Consider the following 14,661-nt stretch of genomic DNA (forward strand, 5'->3'; position numbering starts at 1 on the left):
GCCGAAACCTGGTCAAACCTCCACCCCGGAGACGCCCCGGAAAAGGCCTGGCGAGAATCCCGAGTGGGCATGGTCCGTTACGCACTCACGACCGACTTCAGCGCCCGTTCCTGCGCAGCACGGAGACTGCGCTGGCTGTGGTGTACCCGCGCCACTCCAGGGACGCGGCGTCCGAGTAGCTGGTGAAGTCCACCGCCCACCCGCCGTCCTGGAGCTGCCCCCGCTCCAGCCGGTCGAGGTCCGCGGAGACCGCTTCGGGGTCGAGCAGGTCGCGGACCGGGCGTCCGGGTTCGGGCGCGTAGTCGAGGAGGTGGAGCGTCTCGCCCTCCGCTCCGCCGACGACGGCGACCGCTCCGTCAGCCGGGACGAACCGACCGAGGTGGTCGAGCAGTTCGCGGGCCTCCGGGTGGGTCTCGGAGGCGATGTCGAGGAGCTGGAGCGCGAAGGAGAGGACGTAGGCGAAGGGGGCCTCGTCGATCCGCCGGATCGCGTCGAAGCAGTACCGCATCGCCGTTTTCAGCCACGGGTGGTCGCGGATGGACTCGTCCCAACGCGCGGCGCGGTGCGCCTGAGCCGCCACCGCGGCGGTGATCTGCAGCGACGACTCCGCCGGGTCCGCCTGGACCCAGAACGGAGCGCACGCTGCGGGGTCGCTGATCGGCAGCGCGAAGGGCAGGCCGCCGTCGGCGAGCGTCACCGCGTTCAGCCAGTCGAGGAGCGCCGCGGTGTGCGGGGAGCCCGCTTCAGCGTCCGCGAGCGCTTCGAACGCGTGCAACGCTCCTCCGGGCTGGCTCTCCGGCGCACGGAGGTCCGGTTCGAGCCCCCATCCGTAGCCGCCGTCGGGATTGCGGTACGCGTCGAGCCCTCGGACGATCGCCTGCCGCGCGGCATCGCCGCCGGTGGTCAGGACGTCGAAACGCCGCCGGTCGAGGATTCTCGCGTGCGAGGTCATGAACGTCCTCGCACGTCCCAGGTCGATGCTCATGCGAGGAGCCTGCTACCCGGCGGCCCGGCCCGGCTTGGACGAATCGGCCACGAGCTCAGCGGGGGTCCGCCCCGCGAGCCGCTTGGCCTCGCGGTTGAAGTGGGCCTGGTCGACGTAGCCCGCGGTCGCGGCGGCAACGCTCAACGACTGCCCCGATCGCGCGAGGTGGAGTGCGCGCTGGAAGCGGTGGATCTGCACGAGCGTCTTCGGGCCGTAGCCGAAGAGCCGGTTGCTGAGCCTGCGCAACGACCGCTCCGGGAGTCCGTGGAGGTCCGCCGTCGCTCGGACGCTCAAGCCGTCGCGAGCTGCTCGGTCCAGCGAGGCTGCGAACCGCAGGGCGGAGGAGTCCGGATCGGCCCTCGCCCACATGTCGAGGAAGACCTGCTCGAGCGCATCACCGGGGTCGGCCTCGAACGACCGGCGCTTCGGGAGCGCGACGACCTCGGACAGCTCGACCCGCTGGTCGGTCAGCTCGTGGACGGGCACGCCCAGCAGCGCGTGCGCCACGCCCGGGGCGAGCTGGAGGCCCCACGTCACCTCGTCCGGTCTGGTCTCCACGACCACCGCCCGGGTGTCGGCACCCGCCACCACCAGGCGGTTCCGGAACCACATCAGGTCCAGCACGCCGTCGGGGACGACCTGCTTGCGCGGGCCGTCCGGCCGCACGCGCCAGATCGTCGCCCCGGTCCGGGTGCCGCGCCGTGCCGCGTAGCTCGCCACGCCGGTCCACCTCCATCCCGAGCGCCCATCGCAGGGCCGCGCCTCCCGCGGGGATTGCGCTCGGGAGTGTCGCAGATCACCGGCCGCGTGGCCGAAGTACTCCGAACGGCTGGAATCATGGAGTGAAACGGACATATTTCCGATCACCGTTCCGCTATTGCCGCGACCCCGACACGGAGCCGCTCGAATGGATCTGACGACGCAAGCCGCCACCTCCGCCGAACCGACCGGCTTCACCGCCTGGGTGATCTCCGTGATGGAAGCGCTCGGCGGCCCCGGCGCCGGGGCCATCGTCGCGCTGGAGAACCTGTTCCCGCCGATCCCGTCCGAGGTGATCCTGCCGCTGGCCGGGTTCGCCGCCAGCCAGGGCAACATGACGATCTTCAGCGCGGTCCTGTGGACCACGCTCGGCTCGCTGATCGGCGCGCTCGCGCTCTACGGCATCGGCGCCACGCTGGGCCGCGACCGCACCCGCGCCATCGCCGCGAAGCTCCCGCTGGTCAAGATCGCCGACATCGACCGGACCGAGGCGTGGTTCGCCAAGCACGGGGTCAAGGCGGTGTTCTTCGGCCGCATGATCCCGCTGTTCCGCAGCTTCATCTCGCTACCGGCCGGCGTCGAACGCATGCGCCTGAGCACGTTCGCCCTGTTCACCACCCTCGGCAGCCTGATCTGGAACACGGTCTTCGTGATCGCGGGCTACCTCCTCGGCGAAAGCTGGTACCTCGTCGAGCAGTACGCGGGCCTCTTCTCCAAGGCGGTCCTGGTCCTGGCGGTCCTGGCGGTGATCGCCTTCGTGGCGGTCCGCATCCGCAACAACCGCCGCGAACCCGAGGCGGCGGCCGAGGAAGCCCCCACGGTCCAGTTCGCCCGGATCTCCGCAGAAGCCCCCACCGAGAAGATCCACCGCCTGCGCTGACCGGCGAAGGCCCCCCGGCATGCGGAAGGCCCCGCTCCCTGGTGGGGGCGGGGCCTTCCGCGTGCAGTCGGATCAGGCGGACTCGTCCGTGCCCTCCTGCTTCTCGTCGGAGCTCGCCGTGACGGCGACCGGCGGGGTGTCCGGGACCAGCGACGGCTTCGCCTCACCGCGGAAGGTGAAGTGGGCCTTGTCGTCGGCGCCTTCGCCGTCCCAGCCCTCGACGTCCACGATCACGATCTGGCCCGGCTGGATCTCGCCGAACAGGATCTTCTCGGACAGCTTGTCCTCGATCTCCCGCTGGATCGTCCGGCGCAGCGGCCGCGCACCCAGCACCGGGTCGAACCCGCGCTTGGCCAGCAGCTTCTTCGCCCTCTCGGTCAGCTCCAGGGCCATGTCCTTGCCCTTGAGCGCCTTCTCCACGCGGCCCGACAGCAGGTCGACCATCTGGATGATCTCCTGCTCGGTGAGCTGGTGGAAGACGATGACGTCGTCGATCCGGTTCAGGAACTCCGGCCGGAAGTGCTTCTTCATCTCCTCGTGGACCTTGGACTTCATCCGCTCGTAGTTGGACTCAGCGCCCTGACCACTGGAGAAGCCGAGGCCGACGGCCTTGGAGATGTCCTGCGTGCCGAGGTTCGAGGTGAAGATCAGCACCGTGTTCTTGAAGTCCACCGTGCGGCCCTGGCCGTCGGTGAGGCGGCCGTCCTCCAACACCTGCAGCAGCGTGTTGTAGATCTCCTGGTGGGCCTTCTCGATCTCGTCGAACAGGACCACGGAGAACGGCTTGCGGCGGACCTTCTCGGTGAGCTGGCCGCCCTCCTCGTAGCCGACGTACCCGGGCGGGGCGCCGAACAGCCGCGAGGCGGTGTAGCGGTCGTGGAACTCACCCATGTCGATCTGCACGAGCGCGTCGTCGTCGCCGAACAGGAACTCCGCCAGCGCCTTGGACAGCTCGGTCTTACCGACACCGGACGGACCGGCGAAGATGAACGAACCGGACGGGCGCTTCGGGTCCTTCAGGCCGGCGCGGGTGCGGCGGATCGCCTGGGACACGGCCTTGACCGCGTCGTCCTGGCCGATGATCCGCTTGTGCAGCTCCTGCTCCATGCGGAGCAGACGGGTGGTCTCCTCCTCGGTGAGCTTGAAGACCGGGATGCCGGTCCAGTTCGCCAGCACCTCGGCGATCTGCTCGTCGTCGACCTCCGCGACGACGTCCAGGTCACCGGCCTTCCACTGCTTCTCCCGCTCCTCCTTCTGGCCGAGGAGCTGCTTCTCCTCGTCCCGCAGGCGGGCGGCCCGCTCGAAGTCCTGCGCGTCGATCGCGGACTCCTTCTCGCGGCGGACGTCGGCGATCTTCTCGTCGAACTCGCGCAGGTCCGGCGGCGCGGTCATGCGGCGGATGCGCATCCGGGCACCGGCCTCGTCGATCAGGTCGATCGCCTTGTCCGGCAGGAAGCGGTCGTTGATGTAGCGGTCGGCCAGGCTGGCCGCGGCCACCAGCGCGGAGTCGGTGATCGACACCCGGTGGTGCGCCTCGTAGCGGTCCCGCAGACCCTTGAGGATCTCGACGGTGTGCTCCAGCGACGGCTCGCCGACCTGGATCGGCTGGAAGCGGCGCTCCAGGGCCGGGTCCTTCTCGACGTACTTGCGGTACTCCTCGAGCGTGGTCGCACCGATGGTCTGCAGCTCACCGCGGGCCAGCATCGGCTTGAGGATGCTCGCCGCGTCGATCGCGCCCTCGGCGGCGCCCGCGCCGACCAGGGTGTGGATCTCGTCGATGAACAGGATGATGTCGCCGCGGGTCTTGATCTCCTTGAGCACCTTCTTCAGGCGCTCCTCGAAGTCACCGCGGTACCGGGAGCCGGCGACCAGCGAGCCCAGGTCCAGCGTGTAGAGCTGCTTGTCCTTCAGCGTCTCGGGCACCTCGCCCTTGACGACCTTCTGGGCCAGGCCCTCCACGACGGCGGTCTTGCCGACGCCCGCCTCGCCGATGAGCACCGGGTTGTTCTTGGTGCGCCGCGAGAGGACCTGCATGATCCGCTCGATTTCCTTCTCCCGGCCGATGACCGGGTCGAGCTTGTTCTCGCGCGCGCTCTGCGTCAGGTTGCGGCCGAACTGGTCCAGCACCAGCGACGACGACGGCGTGCCCTCGCCGCGACCGCCGGCCTCCGCGGGCTCCTTGCCCTGGTAGCCGGACAGCAGCTGCAGGACCTGCTGGCGCACCCGGTTGAGGTCCGCGCCGAGCTTGACGAGCACCTGCGCGGCGACGCCCTCGCCCTCGCGGATCAGCCCGAGCAGGATGTGCTCGGTGCCGATGTAGTTGTGGCCGAGCTGCAGCGCCTCGCGCAGCGACAGCTCCAGCACCTTCTTGGCCCGCGGGGTGAACGGGATGTGTCCGCTGGGGGCCTGCTGTCCCTGGCCGATGATCTCCTCGACCTGTTGGCGCACGCCCTCCAGCGCGATCCCCAGCGACTCCAGCGCCTTGGCGGCGACACCCTCACCCTCGTGGATCAAGCCCAGGAGAATGTGCTCGGTGCCGATGTAGTTGTGGTTGAGCATCCGGGCCTCTTCTTGGGCCAGGACGACCACCCGCCTCGCGCGGTCGGTGAACCTCTCGAACATTCGCACTCCCTGACTGCTGCGCCGGCGGTCTCGTTGGCGGGACACGGCTCCTGCATCGCCGATGCCCACGACGGGTTCAGCACTCTTGAGGACCACTGTAGTAGTCCCACCCGGTCGCGGTCCGTGCCCGCTACGGCCTGCTGCCCACATTCTTGTCCGGCACCCCGACCAACGGCTCGCTGGCCTGCGGGATTCCCGTTTTCGACCGATCGGATGGATGTGTCCGCTGAGCGCGAACACGCATGTCGGAGAGCCGTCCGGCTAGCTCTCCGTAGCGGCTAGGCGGGCCGGTCGGTCTTCCCGGCACCGCGTCCACCGATCGGCACCACCATCGGGGTACCCGCCACCGGATCAGCAATCACGCGCGCGTTGAGGCCGAAGACCTCGGCCAGCAGCTGCTCGGTGAGCACGTCGGACGGGTCTCCCTCGGCGACGACGGCGCCGTCCTTCATCGCCACCAGCCGGTCGGCGTAGCGGGCGGCGAGGTTGAGGTCGTGCAGCACCATCACCACGGTGCGGCCGCTCTCGTCGTGCAGCCGGCCGACCAGCTCCAGCACGTCCACCTGGTGGGACAGGTCGAGGTAGGTGGTCGGCTCGTCGAGCAGCAGCAGGTCGGTGCCCTGGGCCAGCGCCATGGACAGCCAGGCCCGCTGCCGCTGCCCGCCGGAGAGCTCGTCCAGGGTGCGGTCGGCGAGGTCGCTGATGCCGGTCATGCCCAGCGCCTCGGCGACGGCGGACTCGTCGTCGGAGGACCACTGCCGGTACCAGGACTGGTGCGGGTGCCGCCCGCGCGCGACCAGGTCGGCGACGGTCAGGCCCTCGGGCGCGACCGGCGACTGCGGCAGCAGGCCGAGCACCTTCGCGACTTCCCGGGTCGGCATCTTGTGGATCTGCTTGCCGTCCAGCAGCACGCTGCCGCGCTGCGGCTGCAGCAGCCGTCCGAGGGCGCGCAGCAGGGTCGACTTGCCGCAGCCGTTCGGGCCGATCACCGCGGTGATCGTGCCGTCCACGACGTCGAAGTCCAGGCCGTCGGCGATGACCCGGTCGCCGTAGGCGAGCTTCAGGTCGGTGGCGTGCAGCCGCTGCCGGGACGCGGCGGCGGTCCCCTCGCTGGACGTGGCGGACGCGGTCATGCCCTGTCCCGCCTCTCCGCGATTTTCAGTGGTGGTTGCGTTCGGGAGTGATCTTGCGTTTTGGGGGCTTCTCGTGGCTGGGTTGCATCACGGTCCCCTGAGGTGCGGTTGAGCAGGGCTCGGGTTGGCATAAGAGGTGTCATGCACGAACCTCCCGGTAACGACGGACGAGCAGGTAGATCAGGTACGGCGCACCCAAGATTGCGGTGACGATGCCGACGGGCAGCTCCAAGCTGCCGAACGCGGTCCGCGAGATCACGTCCGCGCCGACCACCAGCGCGGCCCCGAACACCATCGAGGCGACCAGCGGCGGGCGCGAGGAGTGCGCCAGGCGAAGCGCGATCTGCGGTGTGGCCAGCGCGACGAACTGGATCGGCCCGGCAGCCGCGGTCGCGACCGAGGCGAGCACCACCGCGGCCAGCAGCAGCAGGCCGCGCGACAGGTCCGCGCGCACGCCGAGCCCGCGCACGGTGTCGTCGTCGTACTGCAGCGCGCCGAGCGCGTGCGAACCGGCCAGGACCAGCGGGACCAGCACGACCAGCGCGATCGCCGTGGGCACCACGTGCTCCCAGCCGCGCGCGTTGAGGCTGCCGGTCAGCCACACCAGCGCCCGGCCCGCCTCGTTGACGTCGCCGACGGTCAGCAGCCAGTAGGTGGTGTTGCCGGCCAGGGCGCTGACCCCGACGCCGACCAGCACCAACCGGTAGGAGTCCACGCCGCGCCGGTTGGACAGCGCGTAGACCGCCAAGCCGGTGAGCAGCCCGCCCGCGAGCGCGACGAGCGGGAGGCCGTAGTCGGCCAGCGCGCCGGCGAGGCTGCCCGCGGTGCCGCCGAGCACGATCACCACGGTCGCCGCGGTGCCCGCGCCTGCGGTGATGCCGAGCATGTCCGGGCTGGCCAGCGGGTTGCGGGCGAGGGTCTGCATGAGCGCGCCGGACAGGCCCAGCGCGGCGCCGACCAGCAGCGCGGTCAGCGACCTGGGCATCCGCAGCTCCCAGATGATGATCTGCTGCGCCCGGTCGCCGTCGCCGACCAGCGTCCGCAGCACCTCGGCCGGGCTGATCTGGTACTCGCCGAGCCCGACGTTGAGCACGAACACCGCCAGCAGCAGCACCAGCCCGCCGAGCAGCGCCACCAGCGGTCGCCAGCGCAGCACCCCGGAGAACGGGCCGAGCCGCGCCGGACGCCGCCCGGCGATCGGTCCTTCCACCACCTGGGTCACAACCGCACCATCTTCCTGCGGCGCACGAGCGCGATGAAGAACGGGGCGCCGACCATCGCCAGCATCACCCCGACCTGCACCTCGGACGGCCGCGCCACGAGGCGCCCGAGCACGTCGGCCAGCAGCACCAGCGAGGCGCCCAGCAGCCCGGCGAACGGCAGCAGCCAGCGGTAGTCGGCACCGGTGAAGAACCTGGCCACGTGCGGCACGATCAGCCCGACGAAGCCGATCGGCCCGCAGATCGCGACCGCGCTGCCGACCAGCACCGCGATCCCGGCGATCCCGGCCCGGCGCGACCACTGCACCCGGTGCCCCAGCGAGCGGGCGACGTCCTCGCCGAGCGACAGCGCGTTCAGCCCGCTGGCGTTGGTCAGCGCCAGCACGATCCCGACCAGCACGAACGGCAGCACCTGCGGGATCACGGCGGGGTCGTTGACCGCGATCGAACCGACCTTCCAGAACCGGTAGGTGTCCATCGTCTGCTGGTCGGTGAGCACCAGCGCCGAGGTGATCGCCTGCAGCAGGAAGCTGATCGCGGTACCGGCCAGCGCCAAGGTCACCGGGGTGGGCCCGCCGCGGCCGAGCGAGCCGATCGCGAACACGGCCAGCGCGCCCAGCACCGCGCCGGCGAAGCCGAACCAGATGAAGCCGAGCAGCGTCGTGACGCCGAAGGTGTAGACGGCCAGGACCACGGCCAGCGCCGCGCCCTGGGTGATGCCGAGGATGCCGGGGTCGGCGATCGGGTTGCGGGTGTGGCCCTGCATCAGCGCCCCGGCCAGGCCCAGCGCAGCACCGGCCAGCACGCCGACGACGGTGCGCGGCACCCGGAGCTCGCGGATGATCAGGTCGTTCTCGGTGCCGGTCGGCGCGAACAGCCCGCTCCACACCTCGCCCAGCGGGATCGTCTTGGCGCCGACCACGACGCTGAGCACGCAGCTGACCAGCAGGGCTGCCAGCAGGACGGCGATGCCGAGGAGCCGACGGCGGCGGCGTTCGCGCATCCGGGCACCGCCCGCGGCGGCCTGGTCGGCCGCGCGTGGACCGTCGACGGCCAAGCTGCCACTCACGTCCCGCTCCCTCGTCCCGGATCACCTGATCGGTAGTCAGGTTAGGCGCACCTAAGCTTCTAGCCCAGAGCGGGTCGAGATGTCCGCCGTCACACCGGCCGGGAGGCGGTCCGCGGGAAAAGCCCGCCGAAATGATCATCCCGCTTTTCGGCGGGATTTGCGTTGAATAGCGTTATCCGAACGCAACGAGGGGCGTTCACCCGGTGCTTTGCCGGGTAAACGCCCCTCGCGTTGCTGAGTGCGGCGCGCCGCGGAAACGAATTCGCTTCTGCGTCAGTTCGCCTGGTGGTACTGCTCGACGATGTCCGCCGGGATACGACCACGGTCGGAGACCTTCAGGCCGCGCTTGCGCGCCCATTCCCGAATGGCCTGGTTCTGCTCGCGATCAGCACTCGTGGAACCGCCGGCGGCAGCGCGCCCGCCACCAGAACCCGGACGCGGACCCGGCTTCTTGCGACCGCCCGCGCGACGCGCGTTGGAGACGTAGTTCGCCAGCGCGTCCCGCAGCTCACCGGCATTGTCCGCGGAAAGGTCGATCTGGTACGCCACACCGTCCAAACCGAACTCGACGGTTTCGTCGGCCTGACCGCCGTCCAGATCGTCGACAAGGGTGACAGTGACCTTCTGCGCCATCTTCGAAGTCCTCCCCGGAAGAGCAAAATGTGCCAGGAACGGGACAGCACGAACTGCTGGGAGCGGGAACTCCCCCGCGAGTACTCCAAAAGCCGTCACCGAAACATTCTGAGGTCAGGTTAGCGCAGCAACTCCAGCAATGCACTCATCTCAGCCGGAAAATTCGCCACCGCCACCCTGATCGGGTCATTCGGGGCGGACCAGCGGGAACAGGATCGTCTCCCGGATACCGAGGCCGGTCAACGCCATCAACAACCGGTCGATACCCATTCCGACGCCACCGCTCGGCGGCATTCCGTACTCGAGCGCGCGCAGAAAGTCCTCGTCGATCGGCATCGCCTCGTCGTCGCCGGCGGCGGCGAGCTTGGCCTGTTCCTCCAGGCGAGCGCGCTCCACCACCGGGTCGACGAGTTCCGAGTAGCCGGTGGCCAGCTCGAACCCGCGGACGTAGAGGTCCCACTTCTCCGCCATGCCCGGCTGCTCCCGGTGCTGGCGGGTCAGCGGCGAGGTCTCCACCGGGAAGTCGCGCACGAACGTGGGAGCGGTCAAATGATCGCCGACCAAGTGCTCCCACAGCTCTTCCACGAGCTTTCCGTGACCGTTCGCCGGATCGGTCTGCAATCCGTGCGAGTCGGCGTGCTTGCGCAGCACCTCGACCGGAGTTTCCGGGGTGATCTCCGAATCGAGCGCTTCGGACAGCGAGTCGTACATCCGCAAGGACGTCCACTCACCGGAGAGGTCGTACTCCGTTCCGTCGAACCAGGTGACGACCTGCGAACCGGTGACCTTCTCCGCCGCTTCCTGGATCACCGCGCGGGTCAGGTCGGCCATGTCGTTGTAATCGGCGTACGCCTGGTAGAACTCCAACATGGCGAACTCCGGGGAGTGGGAAGAATCACTCCCCTCGTTGCGGAAGTTCCGGTTGATCTCGAAAACCTTCTCGATCCCGCCGACCACGCAACGCTTCAGGTACAACTCCGGCGCGATCCGCAGGAACAGATCCATGTCGAAGGCGTTCGAATGCGTCACGAACGGACGAGCCGCGGCACCGCCCTGCAAGGTCTGCAGCATCGGGGTTTCCACCTCGATGTAACCGCGCCCTTCGAAGGAATCCCGCAACGAGCGCTGCACCGCGGCACGGGTGCGCACGGTCTCCGCGGCCTGCTTTCGGACGATCAGGTCGACATAGCGCTGCCGAACCCGCATTTCCTCGCCGAGTTCCTTGTGCATGACCGGGAGCGGGCGCAGCGACTTCGACGCCATTCGCCATTCATCGGCCATCACGGACAACTCGCCGCGGCGGGAGGTGATCACCTCGCCGCGCACGAAGACGAAGTCGCCGAGGTCCACCTCGGCCTTCCAGGTCGCCAGCGCGTCCTCGCCGACCTGCTTGAGGCTGAGCATCGCCTGCAGCTCGGTGCCGTCGCCGGCCCGCAGCGTGGCGAAGCAGAGCTTGCCGGTGTTGCGCAGGAACATCACGCGGCCGACGACGCCGACCTGCTCGCCGGTGGCGGTGTCCGGCTCCAGCCCCTGGTGGGCGGCGCGGACCTCGGCCAGGCCGTGCGTGATGGGCAAGGTCACCGGGTAGGGGTCGATTCCGGCGTCGAGCAAGCGCTCGCGCTTCTCCCGCCGGACCCGCATCTGCTCCGGCAGGTCGTCGACGCCGTCATCGCTGGTTGCCGGGGGAATGGAACGATCCTCAGTCACGAGCACCAAGGGTACGGTTCGCGGTTCTCCCCCGGATGAGGAGGGCTCGTACCGTGGCAGTTCGCGCTTTTCAGCCGAAGTTGCGGTCGTAGACCAGGCGGAGCCCCAGCAGGGTCAGGTCCGGGACGTGGTGGGTGATGGTGCTCGATTCCGCCACCACCAGCGGGGCCAGACCTCCGGTGGCCAGGACCGTGGTGGGGCCGCCGTGGGTGGCCTCGAGCTCCGCGATGATGCGGCGGACCAGACCGTCGACCTGGCCGACGAAGCCGTAGAGGATGCCGGACTGCAGGCATTCCACGGTGTTCTTGCCGATCACCGAGCGCGGGCGGACCAGCTCCACCTTGCGCAGCTGCGCGGCGCGGGAGGCCAGCGCGTCCAGGGAGATCTCGATGCCGGGCGCGAACGCCCCGCCCAGGAACTCGCCCTTCGCCGAGATCACGTCGATGTTGGTCGACGTGCCGAAGTCGACCACCACGCAGTTCGTGGCGTGCAGGTGGTGCGCGGCGAGGGTGTTGATCACCCGGTCCGCGCCGACCTCCTTCGGGTTGTCCACCAGCAGCGGAACCCCGGTGCGCACGCCCGGTTCCACCACCACGCGCGGCACGTCGTTCCAGTACTTGGCGAGCATGACGCGCAGTTCGCGCAGCAGGGCGGGCACCGTGGACAGCGCCGCGATGCCGGTGATCCGGTCCGCGTGCTCGCCGAGCAGACCGCGCATGGTCAGCGCCATCTCGTCCGCGGTCATCCGCGGTTCGGTGCGCATCCGCCAGTCGTGGACCAGGCTCGAGGCGATGTCGGGACTCGCCGACTCCACGTCGTAGAGGCCCAGCACGATGTTCGTGTTCCCGACGTCGATGGCCAGCAGCACCGTCTCAGTCCGTTCCTTCCGGGTTCCCGGTCGATCAGTGCTCGGGCTGCTGCAGGAGGGCGTCGAGCTTGGCCGCGTCGTCGGTCTCGGCGGGCGCCTCCGCCGGAACCGCCGCGCTGATCAGGCCGGAGCCCTCCGGTGCGACGCCCGGCTGGTCGCCGGACTCGAGGATCTTGTTGTCGGCGTCCACGAAGATCACCTTCGGCCGGATCGAGCGCGCTTCCAGCTCGTCCATCACGCCGTAGGAGATCAGGATCACGAGGTCACCGGGCTCGATCAGGTGCGCGGCGGCGCCGTTGATGCCGATCACGCCGGACCCGCGCTCACCGGTGATCACGTAGGTCTCCAGGCGGGCGCCGTTGGTGACGTCCACGATCGCCACCTGCTCGCCCTCGAGCAGGTCGGCGGCGTCCATCAGGTCGGCGTCCACGGTCACCGAGCCGACGTAGTGCAGGTCGGCCTGGGTCACCGTGGCGCGGTGGATCTTGGACTTCAACATGGTGCGGAACATCGCAGAACCTCCTACTGCCGATACCGCATCGTCCCGACGTATCTTGCGCGATGCCGAGGCACCCGCGCCGTCGGCCTGTCAGTTCTGCTTGTTCAGCAGCACCAGCGCGTTGTCGATCAGCCTGGTGGTGCCGACGCGGGCCGCCACCAGCAGCCGCGCCTCGCCCTCGTCCGGGACCGGGCCGAGCTCGGTGCCGCGCAGCTCCAGGTAGTCGAGCTCCACCGACGGCTCGGTGGCCAGGACCTCGCGCGCGGCCTGCAGCACCGCGTCGGGCCCGTTGGAAGCGGCGAACGTCGCGGCGGTCAGGGCCGCCGAGATCACCAGCGCGGCGTCGCGCTGCTCGTCGCTGAGGTAGGCGTTGCGGGAGGACAGCGCCAGGCCGTCCGCTTCCCGCACGGTGGGGATGCCCTGGATCAGCGGTTCCAGGTTCAGCTCGCGCGCCATCCGGCGGATCAGCACCAGCTGCTGGTAGTCCTTCTCGCCGAAGAACGCGATGTCCGGGCGCACGATGTTGAGCAGCTTCAGGACCACGGTGAGCATGCCGTCGAAGTGCCCCGGCCGGGCGGCGCCCTCCAGCTCCTCGCCGAGCGGTCCGGAGTGGACGGTGATCTGCGGGTCGTCGCCGTACATCGTCTCGACCGACGGCGCGAAGACCAGCTCGACCCCGGCCTCCCGGCACAGCGCCAGGTCGTTGTCGAAGCTGCGCGGGTAGCGGTCGAAGTCCTCGTTCGGGCCGAACTGCAGCGGGTTCACGAAGATCGACACGACCACCACGCCGTTGATGTCGCGGCGGGCCCGTTCGATCAGCTCCATGTGCCCGCGGTGCAGCGCGCCCATCGTCGGCACCAGGTAGACCGTGCGGCCGGTGGCGCGCAGCGCGCGGGTGACCCGTGTCAGGTCGGCGGGCTCGCGGTGCACGGTCAGCGCGCCGCGTTCGAAACCTGCGTTCATCACGACTCCATCGTTCTCGCGCGCCGTGATCACGACGGCTCCTCGTCCAGTGCTTCGCGGACCTCGGCGGCTCCGTCGGCGCGCAGGATGCCCGCGCGCTCGGCCCGCTCCGCGGTCCGCCGGGCCATTTCCCGGTAGCCCGGGAGGACGGCCGGATTCGCCTCGTCCAGGGCGGCGAGGTGCGCGCGGACCGTGCCCGCATCGCCGCGCATGACCGGGCCGGTGATCGCGCGGTCGCCCAGGCGCAGCGCGTTGTCCAGCGAGGCGGACAGGATCGGCGCCATGACCCGGTCGGCGTTGTCGACACCGGCGCTGCGCAGCAGCTCCGCGCACTCGTTGACCAGGGTGATCAGGTGGTTCGAGCCGTGGGTGAGCGCAGCGTGGTACAGGCGCCGGGACTCCTCCGGCACCCGCACCGGCTCCATGCCGAGCTCCAGCGCCAGCGCCTCCGCCACGTGCCAACCGGCCTCGTCCGCGGAGGACGCGGTGACCGCCATGCAGGCGTTGCTGAGGCGCTCGACGTCCTCCGGGCGTCCGGTGAAGGTCATCGCGGGGTGCAGCGCCAGCGCGAGCACCCCGACCTCGGCCGCCGCGGCGAGCGCGGACACGCCGTGCGCGCCGGAGGTGTGCGCCAGGATCTGACCGGCGCGCAGGGATTCGGTCGCGACCAGGCCTCGGACCAGCCCCGCGATGGTGTCGTCCGGGACCGCCAGCAGCAGCAGATCTGCCTGCTTGGCGACTTCGTCGGGCGGCAGCACGGCCACCCCGGGCAGCAGTTCCTCCGCGCGGCGCAGCGACGCGTCGGACACCGCGGAAACCGCGACCACCTGGTGCCCAGCTCGCTGCAACGCCGCGCCCAGCACGGCACCCACCCGGCCCGCGGAGATGACTCCAACGCGCAGCCGAGGGCCCGTGCGACCAGCAGACATCGCCACGTCGTCCTCCATACCGTTCCAGTCCCAACCACCGGGTACCGGACAGCAGCGCGAGACTAGCCCGCCGGCGGCCCGCAAACCCTCCCAGGTGGCGAGAACCACGCCATCCCCGGCACCACCCCCGATCGCCCAGCCGCCCGCACCAACGCAAATTCAATGGAAATCGAACGTCCGATTTCCATTGAATTTGCGGAAGTTCTCCACAGGCGACGGAACCTGTCCACACCCGTCGGCATGTCGGAACCGGACACTCCCCGGCGTGTCGGCCCCGCCCCTCGGCGGAGCACCTCTCCGGGGTTCGGTTCGGGTCCTGATCCGGTGTTCGTCGCCAGGTGTAGATTTACAGTTTCAATTGAAACTGTGATCCGCCGTGGGTGGGATTTACAGT

The 14,661-nt window shown here is 69.8% G+C and carries 13 protein-coding genes; 1 reads left to right on the forward strand and 12 read right to left on the reverse strand.

Translation table 11 applies throughout. From position 1 onward, the window contains the following. Positions 1-97: 97 nt before the first annotated feature. Both ABTZ89_RS23275 and ABTZ89_RS23280 read right to left on the reverse strand, forming a co-directional pair. The gene (locus ABTZ89_RS23275) at positions 98-985 is read right to left on the reverse strand and encodes a hypothetical protein (RefSeq protein ID WP_351048165.1); all 888 of its coding nucleotides are present in this window, start codon (positions 983-985) and stop codon (positions 98-100) included. Between the two features lie 12 nt (positions 986-997). After that, positions 998-1,705: a helix-turn-helix domain-containing protein gene (locus ABTZ89_RS23280; protein ID WP_351048168.1), complete on the reverse strand. Its 708-nt coding sequence runs from the start codon at positions 1,703-1,705 to the stop codon at positions 998-1,000. A gap of 187 nt (positions 1,706-1,892) precedes the next feature. On the opposite strand from ABTZ89_RS23280, the gene ABTZ89_RS23285 reads away from it, so the two are divergent. Continuing rightward, on the forward strand, positions 1,893-2,624 hold the full coding sequence (locus ABTZ89_RS23285; protein ID WP_351048171.1) for a DedA family protein: 732 nt from the start codon (positions 1,893-1,895) through the stop codon (positions 2,622-2,624). Between the two features lie 72 nt (positions 2,625-2,696). Here ABTZ89_RS23285 and ABTZ89_RS23290 read toward each other — a convergent pair whose 3' ends face one another. The 10 genes from ABTZ89_RS23290 to ABTZ89_RS23335 form a co-directional block, all read right to left on the reverse strand. After that, a complete protein-coding gene (locus ABTZ89_RS23290; protein ID WP_270947348.1) occupies positions 2,697-5,246 on the reverse strand; it encodes an ATP-dependent Clp protease ATP-binding subunit in 2,550 nt (849 codons plus the stop codon). 278 nt (positions 5,247-5,524) lie between these two features. Then, positions 5,525-6,379, reverse strand: coding sequence for an ABC transporter ATP-binding protein (locus tag ABTZ89_RS23295; RefSeq protein WP_270947349.1), 855 nt, complete (start codon positions 6,377-6,379; stop codon positions 5,525-5,527). A 139-nt stretch (positions 6,380-6,518) separates the two neighbouring features. Then, positions 6,519-7,601 (reverse strand): FecCD family ABC transporter permease, encoded by a 1,083-nt coding sequence (locus ABTZ89_RS23300; RefSeq protein ID WP_351048175.1) that lies wholly within the window; start codon positions 7,599-7,601, stop codon positions 6,519-6,521. Next, positions 7,598-8,668 (reverse strand): FecCD family ABC transporter permease, encoded by a 1,071-nt coding sequence (locus tag ABTZ89_RS23305; RefSeq protein WP_270947352.1) that lies wholly within the window; start codon positions 8,666-8,668, stop codon positions 7,598-7,600. Before ABTZ89_RS23305 ends, ABTZ89_RS23300 begins: the two co-directional genes overlap by 4 nt. 273 nt (positions 8,669-8,941) lie before the next feature. Further along, positions 8,942-9,301: a histone-like nucleoid-structuring protein Lsr2 gene (locus ABTZ89_RS23310; RefSeq protein ID WP_270947353.1), complete on the reverse strand. Its 360-nt coding sequence runs from the start codon at positions 9,299-9,301 to the stop codon at positions 8,942-8,944. A gap of 186 nt (positions 9,302-9,487) precedes the next feature. Next, entirely contained in the window at positions 9,488-10,942 is a 1,455-nt protein-coding gene (gene lysS / locus ABTZ89_RS23315) for a lysine--tRNA ligase (protein ID WP_502949587.1), read from the reverse strand. Between the two features lie 136 nt (positions 10,943-11,078). Then, on the reverse strand, positions 11,079-11,876 hold the full coding sequence (locus ABTZ89_RS23320; protein WP_270947355.1) for a type III pantothenate kinase: 798 nt from the start codon (positions 11,874-11,876) through the stop codon (positions 11,079-11,081). A gap of 34 nt (positions 11,877-11,910) precedes the next feature. After that, positions 11,911-12,387 (reverse strand): aspartate 1-decarboxylase, encoded by a 477-nt coding sequence (gene panD / locus ABTZ89_RS23325; protein WP_270947356.1) that lies wholly within the window; start codon positions 12,385-12,387, stop codon positions 11,911-11,913. Between the two features lie 78 nt (positions 12,388-12,465). Continuing rightward, entirely contained in the window at positions 12,466-13,368 is a 903-nt protein-coding gene (panC, locus tag ABTZ89_RS23330; protein WP_502949588.1) for a pantoate--beta-alanine ligase, read from the reverse strand. After that, positions 13,368-14,267, reverse strand: coding sequence for a Rossmann-like and DUF2520 domain-containing protein (locus ABTZ89_RS23335; protein WP_351048182.1), 900 nt, complete (start codon positions 14,265-14,267; stop codon positions 13,368-13,370). Before ABTZ89_RS23335 ends, panC begins: the two co-directional genes overlap by 1 nt. Positions 14,268-14,661: the final 394 nt, after the last annotated feature.

The sequence above is a fragment of the Saccharopolyspora sp. NPDC002686 genome (assembly GCF_040295745.1).
Classification (GTDB): domain Bacteria; phylum Actinomycetota; class Actinomycetes; order Mycobacteriales; family Pseudonocardiaceae; genus Saccharopolyspora; species Saccharopolyspora oryzae.

Coding starts and splice junctions, on each gene's coding strand:
- ABTZ89_RS23335 (WP_351048182.1), bottom strand. CDS start 14,267: ATGTCTGCTGGTCGCACGGGCCCTCGGCTGCGCGTTGGAGTCATCTCC.
- lysS (WP_502949587.1), bottom strand. CDS start 10,942: ATGCGGGTCCGGCGGGAGAAGCGCGAGCGCTTGCTCGACGCCGGAATC.
- ABTZ89_RS23275 (WP_351048165.1), bottom strand. CDS start 985: ATGAGCATCGACCTGGGACGTGCGAGGACGTTCATGACCTCGCACGCG.
- panD (WP_270947356.1), bottom strand. CDS start 12,387: ATGTTCCGCACCATGTTGAAGTCCAAGATCCACCGCGCCACGGTGACC.
- ABTZ89_RS23295 (WP_270947349.1), bottom strand. CDS start 6,379: ATGACCGCGTCCGCCACGTCCAGCGAGGGGACCGCCGCCGCGTCCCGG.
- ABTZ89_RS23285 (WP_351048171.1), top strand. CDS start 1,893: ATGGATCTGACGACGCAAGCCGCCACCTCCGCCGAACCGACCGGCTTC.
- ABTZ89_RS23310 (WP_270947353.1), bottom strand. CDS start 9,301: ATGGCGCAGAAGGTCACTGTCACCCTTGTCGACGATCTGGACGGCGGT.
- ABTZ89_RS23290 (WP_270947348.1), bottom strand. CDS start 5,246: ATGTTCGAGAGGTTCACCGACCGCGCGAGGCGGGTGGTCGTCCTGGCC.